This is a genomic window from Saccharopolyspora dendranthemae (genome assembly GCF_007829955.1).
Classification (GTDB): domain Bacteria; phylum Actinomycetota; class Actinomycetes; order Mycobacteriales; family Pseudonocardiaceae; genus Saccharopolyspora; species Saccharopolyspora dendranthemae.
Window position 1 is genome coordinate 1,325,892 of the sequence record NZ_VIWX01000002.1, and the last position, 19,260, is coordinate 1,345,151.

The 19,260-nt window shown below is 71.0% G+C and carries 14 protein-coding genes; 6 read left to right on the plus strand and 8 right to left on the minus strand.

The features are described from left to right. Nucleotide 1 precedes the first annotated feature (1 nt). The 5 genes from FHU35_RS14890 to FHU35_RS14910 form a co-directional block, all read right to left on the minus strand. Nucleotides 2–1,627 (minus strand): (2,3-dihydroxybenzoyl)adenylate synthase, encoded by a 1,626-nt coding sequence (locus FHU35_RS14890; protein ID WP_145739704.1) that lies wholly within the window; start codon nucleotides 1,625–1,627, stop codon nucleotides 2–4. A gap of 15 nt (nucleotides 1,628–1,642) precedes the next feature. Further along, nucleotides 1,643–2,902: an isochorismate synthase DhbC gene (gene dhbC, locus FHU35_RS14895; RefSeq protein ID WP_145739706.1), complete on the minus strand. Its 1,260-nt coding sequence runs from the start codon at nucleotides 2,900–2,902 to the stop codon at nucleotides 1,643–1,645. 25 nt (nucleotides 2,903–2,927) lie between these two features. Next, nucleotides 2,928–3,713 (minus strand): 2,3-dihydro-2,3-dihydroxybenzoate dehydrogenase, encoded by a 786-nt coding sequence (locus FHU35_RS14900; protein ID WP_145740081.1) that lies wholly within the window; start codon nucleotides 3,711–3,713, stop codon nucleotides 2,928–2,930. 177 nt (nucleotides 3,714–3,890) lie between these two features. Continuing rightward, complete coding sequence (locus tag FHU35_RS14905; RefSeq protein WP_145739708.1) at nucleotides 3,891–5,228, minus strand: carboxyl transferase domain-containing protein; 1,338 nt, start codon at nucleotides 5,226–5,228, stop codon at nucleotides 3,891–3,893. Beyond that, the gene (locus FHU35_RS14910) at nucleotides 5,221–6,675 is read right to left on the minus strand and encodes an acyl-CoA synthetase (protein ID WP_145740083.1); all 1,455 of its coding nucleotides are present in this window, start codon (nucleotides 6,673–6,675) and stop codon (nucleotides 5,221–5,223) included. Before FHU35_RS14910 ends, FHU35_RS14905 begins: the two co-directional genes overlap by 8 nt. 181 nt (nucleotides 6,676–6,856) lie before the next feature. Between FHU35_RS14910 and FHU35_RS14915 the strand changes: the two genes are divergently transcribed. The 5 genes from FHU35_RS14915 to FHU35_RS29300 all read left to right on the plus strand — a co-directional run bounded on the left by FHU35_RS14915 (nucleotide 6,857) and on the right by FHU35_RS29300 (nucleotide 12,127). Then, complete coding sequence (locus FHU35_RS14915) at nucleotides 6,857–7,558, plus strand: FadR/GntR family transcriptional regulator (RefSeq protein WP_145739710.1); 702 nt, start codon at nucleotides 6,857–6,859, stop codon at nucleotides 7,556–7,558. Between the two features lie 38 nt (nucleotides 7,559–7,596). Continuing rightward, nucleotides 7,597–8,097, plus strand: coding sequence for a VTT domain-containing protein (locus tag FHU35_RS14920; protein ID WP_246110302.1), 501 nt, complete (start codon nucleotides 7,597–7,599; stop codon nucleotides 8,095–8,097). Between the two features lie 84 nt (nucleotides 8,098–8,181). Next, nucleotides 8,182–10,290 carry a catalase gene (locus tag FHU35_RS14925; RefSeq protein WP_145739712.1) on the plus strand — a complete coding sequence of 703 codons (2,109 nt, stop codon included), beginning with the start codon at nucleotides 8,182–8,184 and terminating at the stop codon, nucleotides 10,288–10,290. Between the two features lie 147 nt (nucleotides 10,291–10,437). Further along, the gene (locus FHU35_RS14930) at nucleotides 10,438–11,895 is read left to right on the plus strand and encodes an amino acid permease (protein ID WP_145739715.1); all 1,458 of its coding nucleotides are present in this window, start codon (nucleotides 10,438–10,440) and stop codon (nucleotides 11,893–11,895) included. Between the two features lie 64 nt (nucleotides 11,896–11,959). Beyond that, nucleotides 11,960–12,127, plus strand: a complete 168-nt coding sequence (locus FHU35_RS29300; protein ID WP_186459421.1) for a hypothetical protein — start codon at nucleotides 11,960–11,962, stop codon at nucleotides 12,125–12,127. Nucleotides 12,128–12,175: 48 nt separating this feature from the next. On the opposite strand, the gene FHU35_RS14935 is transcribed toward FHU35_RS29300, so the two are convergent. From FHU35_RS14935 to FHU35_RS14945, 3 genes are all read right to left on the minus strand, one after another. After that, a complete protein-coding gene (locus tag FHU35_RS14935) occupies nucleotides 12,176–13,546 on the minus strand; it encodes an FAD-binding oxidoreductase (RefSeq protein ID WP_145739717.1) in 1,371 nt (456 codons plus the stop codon). Between the two features lie 148 nt (nucleotides 13,547–13,694). After that, on the minus strand, nucleotides 13,695–14,960 hold the full coding sequence (locus tag FHU35_RS14940; RefSeq protein ID WP_145739719.1) for an SLC13 family permease: 1,266 nt from the start codon (nucleotides 14,958–14,960) through the stop codon (nucleotides 13,695–13,697). Between the two features lie 2 nt (nucleotides 14,961–14,962). Continuing rightward, complete coding sequence (locus tag FHU35_RS14945; RefSeq protein WP_145739721.1) at nucleotides 14,963–16,153, minus strand: pyridoxal-phosphate-dependent aminotransferase family protein; 1,191 nt, start codon at nucleotides 16,151–16,153, stop codon at nucleotides 14,963–14,965. A 169-nt stretch (nucleotides 16,154–16,322) separates the two neighbouring features. Between FHU35_RS14945 and FHU35_RS14950 the strand changes: the two genes are divergently transcribed. Then, nucleotides 16,323–19,187, plus strand: coding sequence for an FAD-binding and (Fe-S)-binding domain-containing protein (locus tag FHU35_RS14950; protein ID WP_246110303.1), 2,865 nt, complete (start codon nucleotides 16,323–16,325; stop codon nucleotides 19,185–19,187). Nucleotides 19,188–19,260: the final 73 nt, after the last annotated feature.

Below are 19,260 nucleotides of genomic sequence, written 5' to 3' on the forward strand. Positions count from 1 at the left end.
GTCAGAGCGCGAGCTTCGGCACGAGCTCGCGGCTGATGGCCTCGCGCAGATCGCGCTTGGAGACCTTGCCGACGCCGGTCTGCGGGAACTGCTCGACGAACACCACGCGGTCCGGCACCTTGTACCCGGCCAGGCCGCGCTCGCGGACGAACTTGATCAGCTCGCGCGCCTGGGGCTGCGCACCGCGCGGGACGACGAACGCGCAGGTCCGCTCACCCAGGTAGTCGTCCGGCATGGACACCACGGCGGCGTCGTGCACGGCGGGGTGGGCCAGCAGGTGGTTCTCCACCTCCTCGGCGGCGACCTTCTCGCCTCCCCGGTTGATCTGGTCCTTCGCCCGGCCCTCGACGACGATGTTGCCCTCGGCGGTGAACCGGACGACGTCACCGGTGCGGTAGAAGCCCTCCGGGGTGAAGGCGCGCGCGTTGTGCTCGTCGGCCTGGTAGTAGCCGCGGATCGTGTACGGGCCGCGGGTCAGCAGGTGCCCGGTCTCCCCCGCCGGGACCGGCACGTCCTCGTCGTCGACCACGAGGACCTCGTCGTCGGGCGAGATGGGCCGTCCCTGGGTGGTGACGATGACGTCCTCGGGGTCGTCCAGCCGCGTGTAGTTGACCAGTCCCTCGGCCATGCCGAAGACCTGCTGCAAGGTGGCGCCGAGCGTCGGCCGGACGCGCCGGGCGACCTCTTCGCTGCACTTGGCCCCGCCGATCTGCAGCACATCCAGGCTCGAGAGGTCGTGCTCGGTGTCGGCGGCGGCGTCGAGCCACAGCAGCGCGAGCGGCGGCACGGCGGCCGTGAGCGTCACCCGTTCCCGCTCGACGAGCGGGAACACCTCGTCGGGGCTGGGCCGGCGGGCCAGCACCACGCGCCCGCCGGCGTGCAGGACGCCGAAGGTGCCGGGCGAGCTCATCGGGAAGTTGTGGGCCGCGGGCAGCGCCACCAGGTAGACGGTGTCCTCGGTGACGCCGCAGAGCTCGTTGCTGGCGCGGAACGAGTAGATGTAGTCGTCGTGGGTGCGCGGGATGAGCTTGGGCACCCCGGTGCTGCCGCCGGAGAGCTGCAGGAACGCGACGTCTCCCGGCGTGGGCTCGTCCAGCCCCGCCGGATCCGCGTCCACATCGGACAGCGCGGTGAACTCGCCCGCGTCGCCGACGACGAACACCTGCAGCCCCTCCTGCTTCGCCGCGACGTCGGCGGCCAGCGCGCGGTGGTCGAAGCCCGCTTCGACGTCGACGGTGATGTAGGCGGCGGCCTCGCTGAACTCGCAGAAGTAGGAGATCTCGGTCATCCGGTGCGAGGGCAGCGCGAACACCGGCACGGCGCCGAGCCGGAACAGCCCGAAGCAGACCTCGAAGAACTCCGCGATGTTGGGCAGCTGGACGACGACCCGGTCGCCCTTGCCGATCCCCCGCTCGCGCAGCCCGGCCGCGAGGCGGTCGGCACGCCGGTCCAGCCGGCCGTAGGTGATCCGCTGATCGCCCTCGACGACCGCGACGCGGTCGGGGTGCTTGGTGGCGCGCACCCGCAGCAGCTGGCCGAAGGTGTAGCCCTGCCAGTACCCGGCCGACCGGTAGCGCTCCGCGCACTCGTCCGGCCAGGGAGTCACGCCGGGCAGTTGTGCGATCATGATCGGTGATTCCCCTCAGACTGCCCGGCTCAGGCCCATCGCGGTGAGCGCGGTGCGGAACTTCGCGGAGGTCTCGGCGAGTTCGTCGGCCGGATCCGAGCCCGGCACGATCCCCGCACCGGCGAACAGGCGCATCGCCTCGTCCTCGACCTCGGCGCAGCGGATCGCCACCACCCACTCGCCGTCACCGGCGGCGTCGCACCAACCCACCATGCCCGCGTAGTAACCGCGCTCGAAGGGCTCGGTCTCGGCGATGACCTCGCGGGCGCGGTCGATCGGCGTGCCGCAGACGGCCGGGGTCGGGTGCAGCGCGTCGGCCAGGTGCAGCGAGGTCGTCGAGCCGTCCCGGAGCTCACCGGTGACCTCGGTGGACAGGTGCCACATCGCGTTGGTGCCGATCACCGACGGCGCCTGCGGCACGTGGAGCTCGGCGCAGTACGGGCGCAGCGCCTCGGCCACGGCCTCGACGACCACGGCGTGCTCGCGGTGGTCCTTCTCGGAGGCCGCGAGCTCGGCGGCCCGGCGCTCGTCCTCCACCGGGTCGGAGCTGCGCGGCCGCGAACCGGCCATCGGGTTGGAGCGAACCTTCGTCCCGCGCCGCGAGACCAGCAGTTCCGGGCTCGCGCCCAGGAACGTGCGCTCCAGCGCGGGATGCGGCCCGTAGCTGTCGCGGGTGCCGTCCTGCCCGCGGCGCGGGAGGTCCACGGCGAAGGTGTAGCTGGCGGGGTCGGCCATCGCGAGGTTGCGCAGCACCTCGCGCACGTCGATCGGTTCCGCCGAGGTCAGCTCCAGGCTGCGCGCGAGCACGGCCTTGGTGAGGTCCCCGTGCTCCATCCTGCGCAGAGCGCGCGCCACGCCGCGCTCGTACTCGTCGGGCTCGGGCACGGGGCGGACCGCGTAGTTCGAGGTGGAGACCGGTTTCTGGTGCGGCACCAGCACGTTCAGCGGCTCGGCGCGCACGACCTCCTCGGGCAGCACCAGGTGCGCGGGCAGGGTGCCGCCGAAGGGCACCGCACCGACGACCATCGGGTTGCGGCGGCCGAACTCCATCGCGCCGTCGAGGAATTCCTGCATCCTGGCGGGCAGGTCCGAGCGCGCGCACTGGGTCTTGGACATCGTGGCGGCCACGCCGCGGGTCAGCAGCACCCCGCGCGGGCTGGAGAACAGGAACGACTGGCCCTGCTCGTAGGCGGCCAGCAGGCGCGCCGCGGCGTCGTCGGCGAGTGCGTCGTCGGCAACGGAGTCGACGTGCCCGTCGGTCTCGATCGTGGTCATGACACCCTTTCGGCGAATGACGGGGTCAGGCGCGCAGCGTGGCGCCGCCGTCGACGTACAGGTCGTGCATCGTGATGTGCCCGGCATCGTCGGAGGCGAGGAAGACGACGGCGTTGGCGACGTCTTCCGGGGTCGCGATCTTGCGCAGCGGGATCCCGGCCTTGTAGGTCTCGAGCGAACCGGCGATGACCCGCTCCGGGCCGTTGCCGTCGGTCCACATCCCGCGCTGCATGTCGGTGTCGGTCGAACCGGGCGCGACGATGTTGCAGCGGATGCCGTGCTCGGCCAGCTCCAGCCCCAGCGATTTGGTGAACATGGTCGCGGCGGCCTTGGACGCGGCGTAGGCGGCCATCGAGTGGCGCGGCACGCCCGCGGCGTTGGAACCGACGGTCACGATGGAGCCGCGACGCCGCGAGATCATGTGCCGGGACACCTCGCGGCAGACGTTGAACACGCCGGTGGTGTTGACCGCGAAGGTGCGCTGCCACTCGGCGTGGGTGAGCTCCTGCACGGTCCCGACCTGCAGCACGCCCGCGACGTTGGCGAGAACGTCGACGGGGCCCTGCTCTGCTTCCACGCGCGTGACGACTTCGGTGACCGCGGCCGGGTCGGCCACGTCCGCGCGGTAGGCGCGCACTCGGTACCCGTCGGCGGAGAGCTTCTCGGCCGTTCCGGTGACCTCGTCCCCGTCCCGGTCCACGGCCGCGACCTCGGCGCCGAGCTCAGCGAACGCTCTCGCCACCGCAGCACCGATCCCCTGGCCTGCGCCGGTCACGATGGCGACCGTGCCGCTGATCCCCGTCCGGTTCATCTGGTCCTTCACTCAACTGAGGCTAGCCTAACCTTTGTCAGGTAAGGCTGAGTTTAGAACATGAACCGGGCGCGGATCTCCCGCCGATGAAGTGGCATTGATCACCGACGACGCGCCGTCATCGGACGACTCCGCTGCTCGCGCGGAACAACGGCGCAGAACGGGCTTACCGGACGATCAGCGCGCGATTCCCCGCGCGAACCCGAGGTCCAGCAGGTCCTGCGGACGGACCTTGAGGTGCGCCGCCAGTTCGGGCACCTGAGAGGGCTCGCGCTTGAGGATCGCGGCGGCGGATTCGGGCGCGATCACCGCGAAGTAGGCGTCAGCGGTCACCCAGGTGCGTTCCGGCGCCGCCAGCGCCAACGCACCTCCGGAGCCGCCCTCGCCGATGACCAGCGTGGTCACCGGAACCCGGGCCTCCGCGACGGCGCCGAAGACTTCGCCGATGGCCGGACCGATGCCGGTGCGCTCGGACTCGGCGTCGTTGGCGGCACCCGGGGTGTCGACCAGCGTGAGCACCGGGATCCCCAGCTGGTCGGCGAGCCCGATCAACCGGGCCGCGGTGCGGAAACCGGCTGGCGTGTTGGCGCTGCCCGTCTGGGCGGCGAAGGCGACGGTACGACCGCCGTGATCGCCGAACCCGCAGATCATCCCCTCGTCGCGGCCGCCCGCGCGATCACCGCTGATCTCGAACCGGGACGCGAAGTAGGCGTCCAGGTAGGCACCGGCCCGGGGCCGGCCGGCCGCGCGGGCTCGCTCGACGGCCTGCATCCCCGTCTCCGGCGGCGATCCTGCGGCCAGCGCGTCCGGGACCGGTGCCGGCTCCGCCGGGCGGCTCAGCCGTGCCGGGTGCAGCAGGGACACCAGCTCAGCGAGCGCGGACGGGAGCTCGGGCTCCTCGACGACGCGATCCACCTGCCCGTCGGCGAACTTGCCCTCCGCCCGGAAGGTGTCGCCGTCCTCCCCCGCCGAGCGCACCCGCGCACCGCCGAAGGCGATGCGGGCTCCGGGCACGGCCAGCACCACGTCCGCGGCGGCGCCCAGCGACGCCCACATGCCACCCGTGGTCGGATCGCGCAGCACCGCGACGTGCGGGATGCGGTCCTGCCTGGTCAGCAGGCACGCGCGGGAGATCGCCTGCAGCTGCTGCAGCGCGCGGATGCCCTCCTGCATCCGGCTGCCGCCGGAAGCGACCAGCGAGATCACCGGCAGCCGCTGCTCACGGGCGTGCTCGAAGGCCGCCACGATGCGCGCGCCGGTGTCCTCGCCGACCGAGCCACCGAGGAACGCGAAGTCGAACGCGATGAGAACCGCTTCCCACTCGCCGACCTTGGCCCGGCCGCACAGCACCGATTCCTCGGCGTCGGTGCGACCGGCGGCCCGGGCGCGCTGATCGGCGTAGCCGGGCCAGCCGAGCGGACCGTCGCCGCTGGTCTTCCGCGACGGCGGTGCGAACTCCTCGAAGCTCTGGCCGATGCTCTCGACCAGCGCGCGCACCGAGCTGTGCTCACCCATTGCCGGAGTCCTTCTGCAGGGCCTTCTTCTGGACCTTGCCCATCTCGTTGCGCGGCAGCGCGTCGCGGTAGCGGACCTCGCGCGGGCGCTTGTGCGGGGTGAGCAGCCGGGCGACGTGGTCGGCCAGCTCGGTGTCGGCGGCGTCCTGGCCGGGAACCCGCACCACCCAGGCGATGATGCGCTCGCCGAGGTCGGCGTCGGCCTCGCCGGTGACGGCCACCTCGGCCACCGCCGGGTGCTCCAGCAGGCAGTTCTCGATCTCGCCGGCGCCGATCTTGTAGCCGCCGCTCTTGATGATGTCGGTGGCCTTCCGGCCGACGATCCGGATGTAACCGTCAGGAGCGCGGGTGGCCATGTCGCCCGTGCGGAACCAGCCGGCGGCGAACGCGGCATCGGTGGCGTCCGGGCGGTTGAGGTACCCGCTGAACAGGTTGTCGCCGCGCACCAGGATCTCGCCGACGGTCTCGTCGTCGCTGGTGGCGATCTCCGCGCCCTGCTCGTCCACGAGCTTGAGCTCGACCCCGGCGAAGGGCTTGCCGACGTAGCCCGGGCGGCGGTCGCCGTCGGCGCGCACGCCGCAGTTCATGATCGTCTCGCTCATGCCGTAGCGCTCCACGACGCGCTGACCGGTGAGCCGCTCGATCCGCTCGTGCTCGACCGCGGGCAACGCAGCCGAGCCCGAGACCAGCAGGCGTGCCTTGCCGACCGCGCGGCCGATCTGCGGATCGTTCTCGGCGTCCTCGGCCAGCCGGTGGTACATCGTCGGCACGCCGAACATCATCGTGGCCGGACCGGCGAGCTCCTCGGCGATCGCCTGCGAGGAGAACTTGCCCAGGTGGTGCGCGGTTCCGCCGAGCCGGATCGGCCCGAGCGTGCCGAGGATCAGCCCGTGCACGTGGAACAGCGGCAGCGCGTGCGCCAGCACGTCGGCCGAGGTCCACTCCCACGCCTCGGCCAGGGCGTCGAGGTTGGCGCTCAGCGCGCGACGCGGGAGCACGACGCCCTTGGGCGGGCCGGTGGTCCCGGAGGTGTAGACGATCAGCGCCGGCGCGTCGGCCGCGACCTCGGCGGGCAGCTGGCTACCGCGCGCGCTCAGGTCGATCTCGGCGATCTCCACCCCGTCGAGCCCCGCGGGCGGGGTGAATCCCGGCTCGGCGAGCAGCAGCTCGGGCTCGCTGTCGCCCAGGATGTGGGCGAGTTCCCGCTCCCCCACCTTCGGGTTGACCGGCACCACGGCGACGCCCGCGGCGAGACCGCCGATGACCGCCGCCGCGGTCTCCAGCGTGTTGGTGGCCCACACGGCGACGCGGCGCTTGCCCGCGACCCGCTCGGCGATGGCTCCGGCGAGACCGGCCAGTTCCCGGTAGGTCAGGGCGCGCGGACCGAACCGCAGCGCCTCGGTGTCGTCTGGTTCGCGCAGCTTCGGGAACAGCACCTGGTCGGCCATGGCCACCTCCGGGTCCTCACCGGGCAATTTCTCACCGGCGGATGCGCGCCGCCCGGCGAAGCCCGGGTCAGCACTGGTCCACTGGCTGATCCAACTTTTGCCGTTGTGGACGAAACGAGTCAAGGGAATGTGGCAGAATTGGCTCAGCCAGTTTGCCTCTTTCGAATTCTGGAGCGCATCGGTGTCCGACTCCCTCCGCCCGCTCACCCGCCCGCGCCTCTACGAGCAGGTCGTGCAGCGGTTGCGCGAGCACGTCGCCGACTCCGGGTTGCGAGCGGGCGACCGCCTCCCGCCCGAACGGACCCTCGCCGAGCAGCTGGGCGTGAGCCGAGCCTCGGTCAAGCAGGCGATCGTGGTCCTGGAGGTGCAGGGCCTGGTCGAGGTCCGGCACGGCGGCGGCACCTACCTGCTGCGCGAGTCGCTGGAAGCCGAACCGGTCGAGGAGCTCGTGGAGCGCAAGCGGCGGCTGCCCGACGTGCTCGACGCCCGCGAGGGTCTGGAGACCAAGCTCGCCGAGCTCGCCGCTCAGCGGCGCACCGACGAGGACATGGCCGAGATCGACGCCGCGCTGGAGGCGATGCGCGGCGAGATCGACTCCGGGCAGATCGGGCAGGACGGCGACCGGCGGTTCCACGCCGCGGTGACCACCGCCGCGCACAGCGCGCTGCTCGAGGAGTTCATGCGCACCATCGCCCGGGAGATCGCCGAGAGCCGCACCGAGTCGCTGCGCCAGCCGCGCAGGCCGTCGAAGTCGCTGGCGCAGCACGAGCGCATCGCCGACGCCATCCGCGGCGGCGACGCCAAGGCCGCCGCCTCGGCGATGGGCCGTCACCTGCGCACGGTCAGCCGGGTCCGCTTGCTCGACTGGGACCCCGAGGCCTGATCGGAGGTTCACCGGATAGGCTGCCGCAGGTTTCTCTCGTGGGGGTCAGCGCTTCGGTGATCGGCTGGTTGTTGGGCACGGCGGGCACCGCTGCCCTGGGCGCGGTCTTCCCGCTGGTGAACATCGAGCTCTACCTGCTCGGCGTGGTCCCGTCGGTGCAGAGCGTCCCGTGGTGGGCGTTCGCCCTCGCGGCCGCGGTCGGCCAGGTCGCCGCGAAGACGGTGTTCTACCTCGCGGGCAAGGGCGGCTTCGCGCTCGGCGAGCGGCTCAGCAAGCGGGTGCAGAAGGAGCGCACCGGTCGCTGGGCGGCGTGGGTGGAGCGGTTCCACCAGCGCACCAGCGAGCACCCCTGGTGGGGCATGGGCGTCCTGGCCATCACCGCCGTCCCGGGCATCCCGCCGTTCAGCCTGATGTCGCTGCTCTCCGGTGCTGCGGGTCTCCCGCTGCTCGGTTTCCTCGCGGCCAGCCTGGTCGGGCGCATCGGGCACTTCCTCCTGGTGGCCGGCGCTCCTGAGCTCGTCAGCTGGCTCGGTTCCTGACCCGAACCGGTGGTGCGCGCATAGTTCGGCCGCGCAACGGGAATCCCCGGATCGATCCGCGTTCGCGACGAGGGGAGCCGACCGATGGCCAGCGGCGATGCCAAGCACGAGCAGCTCGACGGAGTTCGCGCCGATGCCGATGACACCGAACTGACCACCCAGCAGGGCGTGCGCATCGACCACACCGACGACTCGTTGCAGGCGGGCGAACGCGGTCCCACGCTGCTGGAGGACTTCCACTTCCGGGAGAAGGTCACCCACTTCGACCACGAGCGGATCCCGGAGCGCGTGGTGCACGCGCGCGGCGCCGGCGCCTACGGCCACTTCCAGCCCTACGACGGTTGGCTGGCCGACTACACCGCGGCGAAGTTCCTGACCGACCCGGAGGTGAGCACGCCGCTGTTCGTGCGGTTCTCCACCGTCGCGGGGTCGCGCGGTTCCGCCGACACCGTTCGGGACGTGCGCGGGTTCGCCACCAAGTTCTACACCGAGCAGGGCAACTACGACCTGGTCGGCAACAACTTCCCGGTGTTCTTCATCCAGGACGGCATCAAGTTCCCGGACTTCGTGCACGCGGTCAAACCCGAGCCGCACAACGAGATCCCGCAGGCGGCGTCGGCGCACGACACGCTCTGGGACTTCGTCTCGCTGCAGCCGGAGACGCTGCACACGATCATGTGGCTGATGTCCGACCGGGCGATCCCGCGCAGCTACCGCATGATGCAGGGCTTCGGCGTGCACACCTTCCGGCTGGTCAACGCCCAGGGCAAGGGCACGTTCGTGAAGTTCCACTGGAAGCCGGTGCTCGGCAGCCACTCGCTGGTGTGGGACGAGTGCCAGAAGATCGCCGGTGCGGACGCCGACTTCAACCGCCGCGACCTGTGGGACGCCATCGAGGGCGGCCGGTTCCCCGAGTGGGAGCTGGGAGTGCAGCTGGTCGAGGAGTCCGACGAGTTCGCGTTCGACTTCGACCTGCTGGACGCCACGAAGATCATCCCCGAGGAGCAGGTCCCGGTCCGGCCAGTGGGCAAGATGGTGCTCGACCGCAACCCGGACAACTTCTTCGCCGAGACCGAGCAGATCGCCTTCCACACCGCCAACGTGGTGCCGGGCATCGACTTCACCAACGATCCGCTGCTGCAGGCCCGCAACTTCTCCTACCTGGACACGCAGCTGATCCGCCTGGGCGGGCCGAACTTCGCGCAGATCCCGATCAACCGCCCGGTCGCCGAGGTCTCGACCAACCAGCGAGACGGCTACGGGCAGCAGCGGATCCACCGCGGAACGACCAGCTACACGCCCAACACCCTCGGCGGTGGGTGCCCGGCGATCGCCGACTCCGAGGTGTTCAAGCACTACCAGGCCAGAGTGGACGGAGACAAGATCCGCCGCCGCAGCGAGAGCTTCTCCGACCACTTCAGCCAGCCCACGCTGTTCTGGAACAGCATGGCGCGCTGGGAGAAGGAGCACATCGTCGAGGCGTTCCGGTTCGAGCTGGGCAAGGTCGGCGACCAGGGGGTGCGCGAACGCGTGCTCGGCGAGCTCAACCACATCGACCACGACCTGGCCGCTGCCGTCGCGCACGGGATCGGCCTGGAAGCACCCGCGGGCAGCACCGAGAACCACGGGCGCAGCTCACCGGCGTTGAGCCAGGCCAACTCCCCCACCGAGTCCGTCGAGACCCGCAAGGTCGCGGTCCTGGTCGCCGACGGCGTGGACGCCCCTGCGGTGCAGCAGCTGCGCCGCGAGCTGTCCGAGCTCGGCGCGGTCGCCGAGGTCCTCGGGGCCGGTCACGACGGGAAGGTGCGCAGCGCCGACGGATCCGAAGTGGACGTCGACGTCGCGGCGCGCACGGCGATGTCGGTGGTCTACGACGCGGTGTTCGTGCCCGGTGGGGCCGAGAGCGCGCGGACGCTCGCCGCCGACGGGCACGCCGTGCACTTCGTCGCCGAGGCCTACAAGCACCACAAGACCATCGCCGCCAGCGATGAGGGCGTGGACGTGGTGCGTCAGGCCGGAGTCGCCGAACGGGCGCGGGAGCTCGCCGAGCGCGACGGGTTCGCCGCCGACGGGGGCGTCGTGCTGGGCGCGAGCACCGGCGGGTCGTTGCCGGAGCGCTTCGTCGAGGAGTTCGCGGCCGCTCTCGGCAGGCACCGGGAGTGGGACCGGGACACGTCCTCCGTTCCCGCCTGATAGTTCCCGCTCCGCACGATTCGCGCGTTCTGCGACGATCACCCGCAGACCTCGGCGCGCACGGAGGGTGATGTTGAGTACCAGTCGGGTCACACTCCGCGAGGTCGTCCGGGGCATCCGGGGTGCGATCTTCTAACGTGCGGGCCCGTGAACATTCTGCGAACGCTGCCCGTCGAGGACGTCCTCGCCCGGGGTGAGCGGAGCGGCTTGGTCCGCAGGCTCACCGGCAAGGAGCTCGTCGGGTTCGGCATCGGAATCATCATCGGCACCGGTGTCTTCACCCTCGCCGGGGTGGAAGCCAAGGACCACGCCGGTCCCGCCGTGGTGCTGTCCTTCATCATCGGCGGCATCGTGGCCGCGCTGGCGGCGTTGGCCTACGCCGAGCTGGCCTCCGCGGTGCCCACCGCCGGCAGCGCGTACACCTACGCCTACGCGACGCTGGGCGAGCTGTTCGCCTGGATCATCGGCTGGGACCTGCTGCTGGAGTTCGCCCTGGGCGCGGCGGTGGTGTCGCGGAGCTGGTCGGGCTACATCGCCAACCTGCTCGGCCTGCCGGAGGCGTGGTTCGGCGAGGACGCCACGGTCAACTTCGGCGCCATCCTGATCATCGCGGTGCTGACCGCGGTGGCGGTCATCGGCATCCGCGAGTCCTCCTGGGTGACCAACGCGCTGGTCGTGGTCAAGGTCGCCGTGTGCGTGCTGGTCATCGTGGCCGGGCTGTTCTTCTTCAACGGCGCCAATCTGCACCCGTTCATCCCGCCGGCCCAGCCCGCGGAGAGCGGAGCCACCGTGCTGGAGCAGCCGCTGGTGTCGGCTCTGCTCGGCTTGGACCAGTCGGTCTACGGCTTCGGCGGCGTTCTCACCGCCGCTGCCATCGTGTTCTTCGCCTACACCGGTTTCGAGGCGCTGGCCAACCTCGGCGAGGAGACCAAGCGCCCGCACCGCGACCTGCCGACCGGTCTGCTGGGCAGCCTCATCGTGTGCACGCTGCTCTACGTCCTGGTGGCCGTCGTGCTGGCCGCGATGGTCGACTACCGGCAGATCGACGAAGGGGCTCCGCTGGCCGCGGCGTTCCAATCCGTCGGCCAGCCGTGGGTGGCCGCGTTGATCTCGCTCGGCGCGGTGACCGGCCTGACCTCGGTCATGATGGTGGAGCTGGTGACGATCGGGCGCATCGGCTTCGCGATGAGCCGCGACGGCCTGCTGCCGCCGAAGCTCTCGCAGGTCCACTCGAAGTGGGGCACCCCGCACCGGATGACCATCGGTGGCGCCGTGGTGATCATGCTGCTCGGCGGGTTCATCCCCATCTCGGAGCTGTCCGACATGGTCAGCATCGGCGCGCTGTCCGGGTTCCTGATCGTGGCGCTGGCCGTGCCGGTGCTGCGGCGGACCAAGCCGGACCTGCACCGGCCGTTCCGGATGCCGCTGTCGCCGGTGCTGCCGGTCATCACCGCCGTGGCGTGCCTGTACCTCATGTCGAACCTCGACGTGATCACCTGGCTGCGGTTCGCCGCGTGGCTGGTGCTGGGCCTGGTGATCTACTTCGCCTACGGCCGCACGCACGCACACCTCGCGCGGCGCACCGGTCAGGCGACCGAGGACTGAGCGACGGGCACCGCCGATCGGAGCTACGGTCGGTGGTGCCCCAGTCCACCACCTTGGAGGTTCGATGAATCCGGAGACGCCCGAGGCCGACGCCGCGGAGCAGCTGCGCCGAGCCGAGGACCTGCCCGAGGACGACGAGGCCGGGCCGACCGAGACGCCGTTCGACGCGGACCCGGCCGACGTCTCCGAGCAGTACCGGGCGGTCCCGGTCGAGGACGACTACGACCGCTGACCGCCACGACGACGCCGGGCCCCCGGTTGCCGGGGGCCCGGCGTCGTCTCATGGCAGGACCCGCGTGGGGTTGAGGATGTTGTGGGGGTCGAGGGCGCTCTTGATCGCGCGCGAGGCCCACAGCCCCGTCTCGTCGAGCTCCCGCCCCAGCCACGCCCGCTTGAGCTGGCCGACGCCGTGCTCGCCGGTGATGGTGCCGCCCAGGTCCAGGCCGAGCCGCATGATCGCGTCGAAGGCCTGCTGCGCACGTTCGGTCTCGGCCGCGTCCGCGTCGTCGAAGGCGACCACGGGGTGCATGTTCCCATCACCGGCGTGCCCGGAGCACAGCACTTGCACGCGGTGATGCTCGGCGATGCGCTGCAACCCCTCGACCAGGTCGGCCAGGTGCCTGCGCGGCACGCACACGTCGTCGATGAGCAGCGCCTTGCCGAGCTTCTCGTGGGCGTCGCCGACCAGTCGGCGGGCCTGCATCAGCATCTCGCCCTCGGCGGCGCTGTCGGAGACCACGACCTCGGCCGCGCCTCTCGCACGGGCCACCTCGCCGAAGGCGGCGAGGTCGGCCGGGGCCTGGTCGCCCCGATCGGACTGCACCAGCAACATCGCGGCCATGCCCTCGGGGAAACCGAGGTCGGCGATCTGCTGGACCGCCTTGACCGACGAGGCGTCCATGAACTCCAGCACCGAGGGGCGGTGACCTCCGGCGAGGTAGCCGGTGACGGTGCGGGCGGCGTCGACGACCTCGGGGAAGAACGCGACGGCGGTCAGCGGCTGGGCTTCCGCCGGGCGCAGCGCCACGGTCACCTCGGTGACCACGCCGAGTGTTCCCTCGGCGCCGACCACCAGTCGCGTCAGGTCGTAGCCGGCGACGCCCTTGGCGGTGCGGCGACCCGCGCGCATCACCCGGCCATCGGCCAGCACGACCTCCAGCCCGCGGACGAAGTCACCGGTCACGCCGTACTTCACGCAGCACATGCCGCCGGCGTTGGTGGAGACGTTGCCGCCGATGGTGGAGATGCTGCGCGAACCCGGGTCCGGCGGGTAGAACAGGCCCTTCTCGGCCACGGTGGCGGCGAGCACGCCGTTGACCACGCCCGGCTGCACCACCGCCAGCTGCTCCTCGGCGTCGACGTCGAGGATGGCGTCCATCTTCTCCAGCGACAGCAGCAGGCAACCGTCGAGCGCGTTGGCCGCACCGGACAGGCCCGACCGCGCTCCCTGCGGCACGACCGGCACCCGGTTGTCGTGGGCCCACTTCAGCACCGCCGAGACGTCACCGGTGTCGCGCGCCCGCACCAGCGCCAGCGGGGTTCCCGCCGGGCAGAACGTGGCCCGGTCCCTGCTGTGCGCGGTCAGCACGTCCGGATCGTCGAACACACGGCCTCCGGGCAGCAGCTCCCGCAGCGCGTCGGTGGAGATCATCGCCTCTTCTCTCCCAGGCTTCGAACGCAGGTCCTCCCGGTGCGAACCTAGACGGCCGAACGGACCGATCCCAGCCCGTGTGACCTTCTCCCCTCCCCACCCGCGCCGACTCGCGCACGATGACGCGGGGGGTTCTCCGGAGCGGCGGTCAGTTGATCCCGGGGAGGATCATGGTGATCCAGACGACGACCGGTGCGATGACGACCATGGCTCCGCCGTAGAGGGCGAGTCCCTTGAACACCGAATCCCGTTCGGGCTCACGGGAGTTGGCGAGCATGATGGCGCCACTGGTGGAGAACGGGCTGATGTCGACCACCGTCGAGGCGATCGCCAGTGCGGCGACCATGCCGGCCACTCCCACCTGACCGGCGGCCATGAGCGGCACCGCGAGCGGGATCAGGGCACCGAGCAGACCGGTCGACGACGCGAAGGCCGACACCACCGCGCCGATGAGGCACAGCAGGAACGCCGACAGCAGCGGGACGCCGATGCTGCTGACCGCGTGGCTCACGTAGTCCACGGTGCCCAGCTCCTGCAGCACGCTGACGTACGTGAGCACGCCGCAGATCAGCAGCACGGTCGGCCAGGTGACGTTCTTGACCGCATCGCGGTGCGCCTGCGGGGAGATCACGCCGAGCACCACGGCGACGGTGATCGCCACCAGTCCGATGTCGAGCTCCAGGAACAGCGTCAGCACGACCATCGTCAGGATGCCCAGCAGGGTCAGCGCCTTGTCCCGGCTCATCTCCACCCGTGTCAGCAGCGCGTCATCGCGCGCCGCCCCGGGTGCGTCCGCCGGGACCGGGAGCTCTGCGGGCCTCCGGCCTCCCAGCAGGACGAAGGCGACCGCCGCGAAGACCAGGTTGAGCGCGAAGCTGGCGAAGAAGAGGAACAGCGGGCTGCCGGGGAGTCCGCTGTCGTCGACGACGCCGTTGACGATGACGCCGAACACCGAGATCGGCGAGAAGCCGCCGACCATCGTGCCGTGCACGACCATCACCGACATCAGCAGCGGGCTGATCCCGTGCCGGGCGGCCAGTCCCATCGCGACCGGCGCGATGATCGCCACGGCCGCGGGCGGCACCGCACCGATGGCGGTCAGCAGCGCCGAGACCGCGAGCATCACCCACGGCACCAGCGCGAGCCTGCCCCGCACCAGCTGCACCGACCGGTAGACCAGCCAGTCGATGGTGCCGTCGGCCCGGGCGATGGCGAACAGGTAGGTCACGCCGACGAGGACCATGAAGATGTCGCCGGGGAATCCGGCGAGGATGCCGTCGGAGTCCATGCCGCCGGCCAGCGTGCCGACCAGGAACGCCGCGGCGAAGGCCAGCGCTCCCATGTTCACCGAGAACACGCCGGTGATGACGAAGATCGCCACCAGGGCCAGGATCGAGATGAGCTCGGCGGACATCGTCACTCCCCCGATCTGCCGGTCAGCTCGGCGATCGCGGCGGTGACGCCGCCGGTCCGGTGCGGGACTCCCGCCAGCCCGAGACCTGCTTCGACGACACCGAGGGTGCCGAGCAGGGTGGCGTCGTTGAAGGCGCCGAGATGTCCGATGCGGAACACCTTCTTGGCCACTTTGGACAGTCCTGCGCCCAGCGAGGTGTCGAAGCGGTCCAGGATGATCTCGCGCAGGTCGTCAGCGTCGTGGCCCGGTGGCATCACCACCGCCGTCAGCGCGCTGCTGTGGTGGGTGCCGGGCGCGGTTCCCGGCTCGCGGCAGAGGATCTCGAGACCCCAGGCGCGCACCGCTGCCCGGGTCGCCGCGGCGTGCCGGTCGTGCCGTGCGACGACCTCGTCGAGCCCTTCCTCCAGGAGCATCGACAGCGCTTCGCGCAGGCCGAAGAGCAGGTTCGTCGGCGGGGTGAAGCGGAAGTAGCCCTGCTTGCCCGAGTCGAGCATCGGCTGCCAGTCCCAGTACGACTTGAGCAGCGTCGAGGACCGCGCGGCCAGCAGCGCCTTGGCGCTGATGGCGTTGATCCCGATGCCCGGCGGCAGCATCAGGCCCTTCTGCGAGCAGCTGATGGTGACGTCCACGCCCCAGTCGTCGTGCCGGTAGTCCACCGATCCCAGCGAGGAGATCGTGTCCACCAGCAGCAACGCCGGGTGGTCGGCGGCGTCGAGGGCGGCGCGCACGGCGGGGATGTCGCTGACCACCCCGGTCGAGGTCTCGTTGTGCACCACCGCGACGGCCTTGATCCGGTGCTCGGTGTCGGCGCGCAGGCGCTGCTCGATGGCACCGGGATCAGCGCCGCTGCGCCAGTCCCCCGCGATCGTCTCGGGCCGCAGGCCGAGAGTGCTCGCCAGTTCGGACCAGAGCCCGGAGAAGTGCCCGGTTTCGCACATCAGCACTGCGTCGCCGGGTGAGAGCGTGTTGACCAGCGCGGCCTCCCACGCCCCGGTTCCCGAGGACGGGTAGATCACGACGTCAGCGGAAGTGCGCACCACGGCGCGGAGTTTGTCGAAGACCTCCAGGGCGAGGTCGGCGAAGTCCGGGCCCCGGTGGTCGATGGTGGGCTTGGCGATCGCGTGCAGCACCCGGTCGGGAACGTTGGTCGGTCCCGGGATCTGCAGGAAGTGGCGACTGCTGGCAACGGACATTCGTTCCTCCACGGTGAGGACGCTCTTCCGGCATGTGAAAACCAAGTCTCGGCGGGTTGAATTCTGTAGACAGTACGCCGATCATGTCAAGTGGCTCACTTCCCCCTTGACAACGGTTCTAGCCGGTCGCAGCCGTGAAATCGGCTGGAAAACGCTGGAGGGAAACCCAGTGCGCAACGCCGCCACCGCAGGGATCGCCACCGAACTCGCCCGAAACCTGGACGGCAACGTCCGTTTCGACGACTACACCCGCCACCTCTACTCCACCGACGCCAGCATGTACCGGGTTCTCCCGGCGGGCGTGGTCTTCCCGCGTCACGCCGAGGACGTCGCCACCACCGTCCGGATGTGCGCGGAGGCCGGTGTCGCCGTCCTCCCCCGCGGCGCCGGGACCAGCCACTGCGGGCAGACCGTCGGGGACGCGGTCGCGCTGGACTTCTCCAAGCACATGAACCGGATCCTGGAGCTGGATCCGGAGAACCTCCTCGCGCGGGTCCAGCCCGGACTCGTGCAGGACGAGCTGAACCTCGCGGCCGGCGCGCACGGGCTGTTCTTCGCCCCCGACACCTCCACCAGCAACCGGGCCACGCTCGGCGGCATGATCGGCAACAACTCCTGCGGTTCGCGCTCGGCCCGGTACGGCATGACCATCGACCACGTCGAACGCCTGGAAGTCGTGCTCTCCGACGGGACTCCGGCGTCGCTGGGAACCGGCGGTCCCTCCACTTCGGACGATCTGCTCGGCCGCATCCACCGGGGCTTGCCCAACATCGTCGACTCGGCACGACCCGGCCTGGCCGAGCAGAGCCGGCAGTTCTGGCGGCGGGCAGGCGGGTACCGGCTCGACCGGCTGGCCGAGGGACCGTTCGACCTGGCGAAGTTCGTCGTCGGTTCCGAGGGAACTCTGGTCACCGTCACCGAGGCGCTCGTCCGGCTCACACCCAAGCCCCGAGCCACCGTCATGGTCGTGGGGCACTTCGACTCCACGTCCGCCTGCATCGCGGGCACCGACGCGGCGATGCGCACCGGGGCCGCTGGGATCGAGATGGTGGACAACTTCATCCTCGACCTCGCCCGGCGGTCACCCGAACACCGGCACCTCTTCGGTGCGCTGGAAGGCGATCCGCGCGCGCTGATGTTCGCCGAGTTCTACGGCGACACCGTCGAGGAGGCCCGCGCCGGGGCCGCGGAGCTCGTCGCCGCGTGGCACAGCGAAGGCCACGGGTATGCGACGCGGCTGGCCTCCACCGACTCGGAGCTGGCGCCGCTGCGGGCGCTGCGCAAGTCCGGGCTCGGGCTGCTGATGGCCGCGGGCAACTCCACCGAGCGGTCGGTGGCCTTCGTCGAGGACACCGCCGTACCCCCGGAACACCTGGCCGAGTACACGACCCGGTTCGCCGAGATCCTCGACGACCACGGGTTGCGCGCCGGGTTCTACGGCCACGCCTCGGCCGGATGCCTGCACGTGCGCCCCTTCATGGACCTCACCCGTCCCGATCAGGTCGCCACCATGCGCGAGGTCGCCGAGGAGGTCTGCGACCTCGCGCTGTCCTACGGCGGGGTGAACTCCAGCGAGCACGGGGACGGGTACGCGCGCAGCGAGTTCAACCGGAAGATCTTCGGCGACACCGTCTACGAGGCGATGCGCGAGGTCAAAGCCCTCTTCGACCCGGCGGGCATCATGAATCCCGGCAAGATCGTGGACGCCCCGCCGATGACCGACAACCTGCGCGAGCCCACGATCCCCGTCGCCGCGCCCGTCGAGACGCACTTCGACTTCACCCGCTACGGCGGTATGCGGGGCGAAGCCGAGCGCTGCCAGCGCATCGGCGCCTGCCGCAAGCCCGAGACCTCGGGCGGCGCGATGTGTCCCTCGTTCATGGCCACCCGCGACGAGGAGCACTCCACCCGGGGCCGCGCGAACGCGCTGGTGCTCGCCCTCTCAGAACCCGATCCGAAGGCTGCGCTGGGCAGCGAGCGGCTCGCCGACGTGCTCGACCTGTGCCTGGAGTGCAAAGCGTGCCAGCACGAGTGCCCCATGTCGGTGGACATGGCCACGCTCAAGAGCGAAGCCCTCGCCCACCACCACGAGCAGCACGGGACCGACCTGCGCTCGCGGATCTTCGGCGCCACCAGGCGGCTCTACCGGCTGGGCGCGGCGGCGGCACCGCTGTCCAACCTGCTCGCCCGGCCGCGCCCGGTGCGCGCGCTGATGCAGCGGATCGCCGGCATCGACAGCCGGCGGCCGCTGCCGCTCTTCCGCCGCGACGACCTCGTGCGGTGGAACCGATCTCGTCCCGCCACACCGACCGCCCCCGGGGTCGCCCCGGGTGAGCGAGGCGAGGTCGTGTTCCTCGCCGACTCGTTCACCAGCCACACCGAACCCGACATCGGCCGGGCGGCGATCCGGCTCCTCGAACACGCCGGCTGGCAGGTCCGGGTCGAGTCGGGGGTGTGCTGCGCGCGCCCGCAGATCTCCAAGGGGCTGCTGCCCCGGGCCAAGGCGGTGGCCGCGAAACTGGTCGACGAGCTGGCGCCGGAGGCCGAGCGCGGCGTGCCGATCGTCGGGTGCGAGCCGTCCTGCGTCTCGACGCTGCGCGACGAGCACCCGAAACTGCTGGGCGATTCGCGGGTGGCCGCGAGTGCGAGCCTGGTCGAGGACCTGCTGCTGGAAGCGCTCGAGGACGGCACCTTGAAACCGCGTCCGGGACCGGCGAAGACGCTCTTCCACAGCCACTGCCACCAGAAGGCCGTGTTGGGAACGACGTCATCGGCTCGCCTGCTGGGCCACCTCTCGGCGGTCGACGTGCTCGACGCGGGCTGCTGCGGCATGGCCGGGTCGTTCGGGTTCGAGACCGAGCACTACGAGTTGTCCATGAGCATCGGCGGGCAGCGCCTGTTCCCGGCGATCGAGCGCGCGACCGAGGCGACGGTCGCCGCGACCGGCGTCTCCTGCCGCCAGCAAGTCGCCCACGGAACGGGCCGGGAGGCCAAGCACCCGGTGGAACTCCTCCACGATGCCCTCTTCGGGTGAAGGGGCCCGGCCGCTCCCAGTTTTAGTCCAAACCGAGGCTCTCACGCCCGAAATGTCCACTCAGTTTGGACTA

Coding starts and splice junctions, on each gene's coding strand:
- FHU35_RS14910 (WP_145740083.1), bottom strand. CDS start 6,675: ATGGCCGACCAGGTGCTGTTCCCGAAGCTGCGCGAACCAGACGACACC.
- FHU35_RS14935 (WP_145739717.1), bottom strand. CDS start 13,546: ATGATCTCCACCGACGCGCTGCGGGAGCTGCTGCCCGGAGGCCGTGTG.
- FHU35_RS14945 (WP_145739721.1), bottom strand. CDS start 16,153: ATGTCCGTTGCCAGCAGTCGCCACTTCCTGCAGATCCCGGGACCGACC.
- FHU35_RS14940 (WP_145739719.1), bottom strand. CDS start 14,960: ATGTCCGCCGAGCTCATCTCGATCCTGGCCCTGGTGGCGATCTTCGTC.
- FHU35_RS14890 (WP_145739704.1), bottom strand. CDS start 1,627: ATGATCGCACAACTGCCCGGCGTGACTCCCTGGCCGGACGAGTGCGCG.
- FHU35_RS14900 (WP_145740081.1), bottom strand. CDS start 3,713: ATGAACCGGACGGGGATCAGCGGCACGGTCGCCATCGTGACCGGCGCA.
- FHU35_RS14905 (WP_145739708.1), bottom strand. CDS start 5,228: ATGGGTGAGCACAGCTCGGTGCGCGCGCTGGTCGAGAGCATCGGCCAG.
- FHU35_RS14925 (WP_145739712.1), top strand. CDS start 8,182: ATGGCCAGCGGCGATGCCAAGCACGAGCAGCTCGACGGAGTTCGCGCC.
- FHU35_RS29300 (WP_186459421.1), top strand. CDS start 11,960: ATGAATCCGGAGACGCCCGAGGCCGACGCCGCGGAGCAGCTGCGCCGA.
- dhbC (WP_145739706.1), bottom strand. CDS start 2,902: ATGACCACGATCGAGACCGACGGGCACGTCGACTCCGTTGCCGACGAC.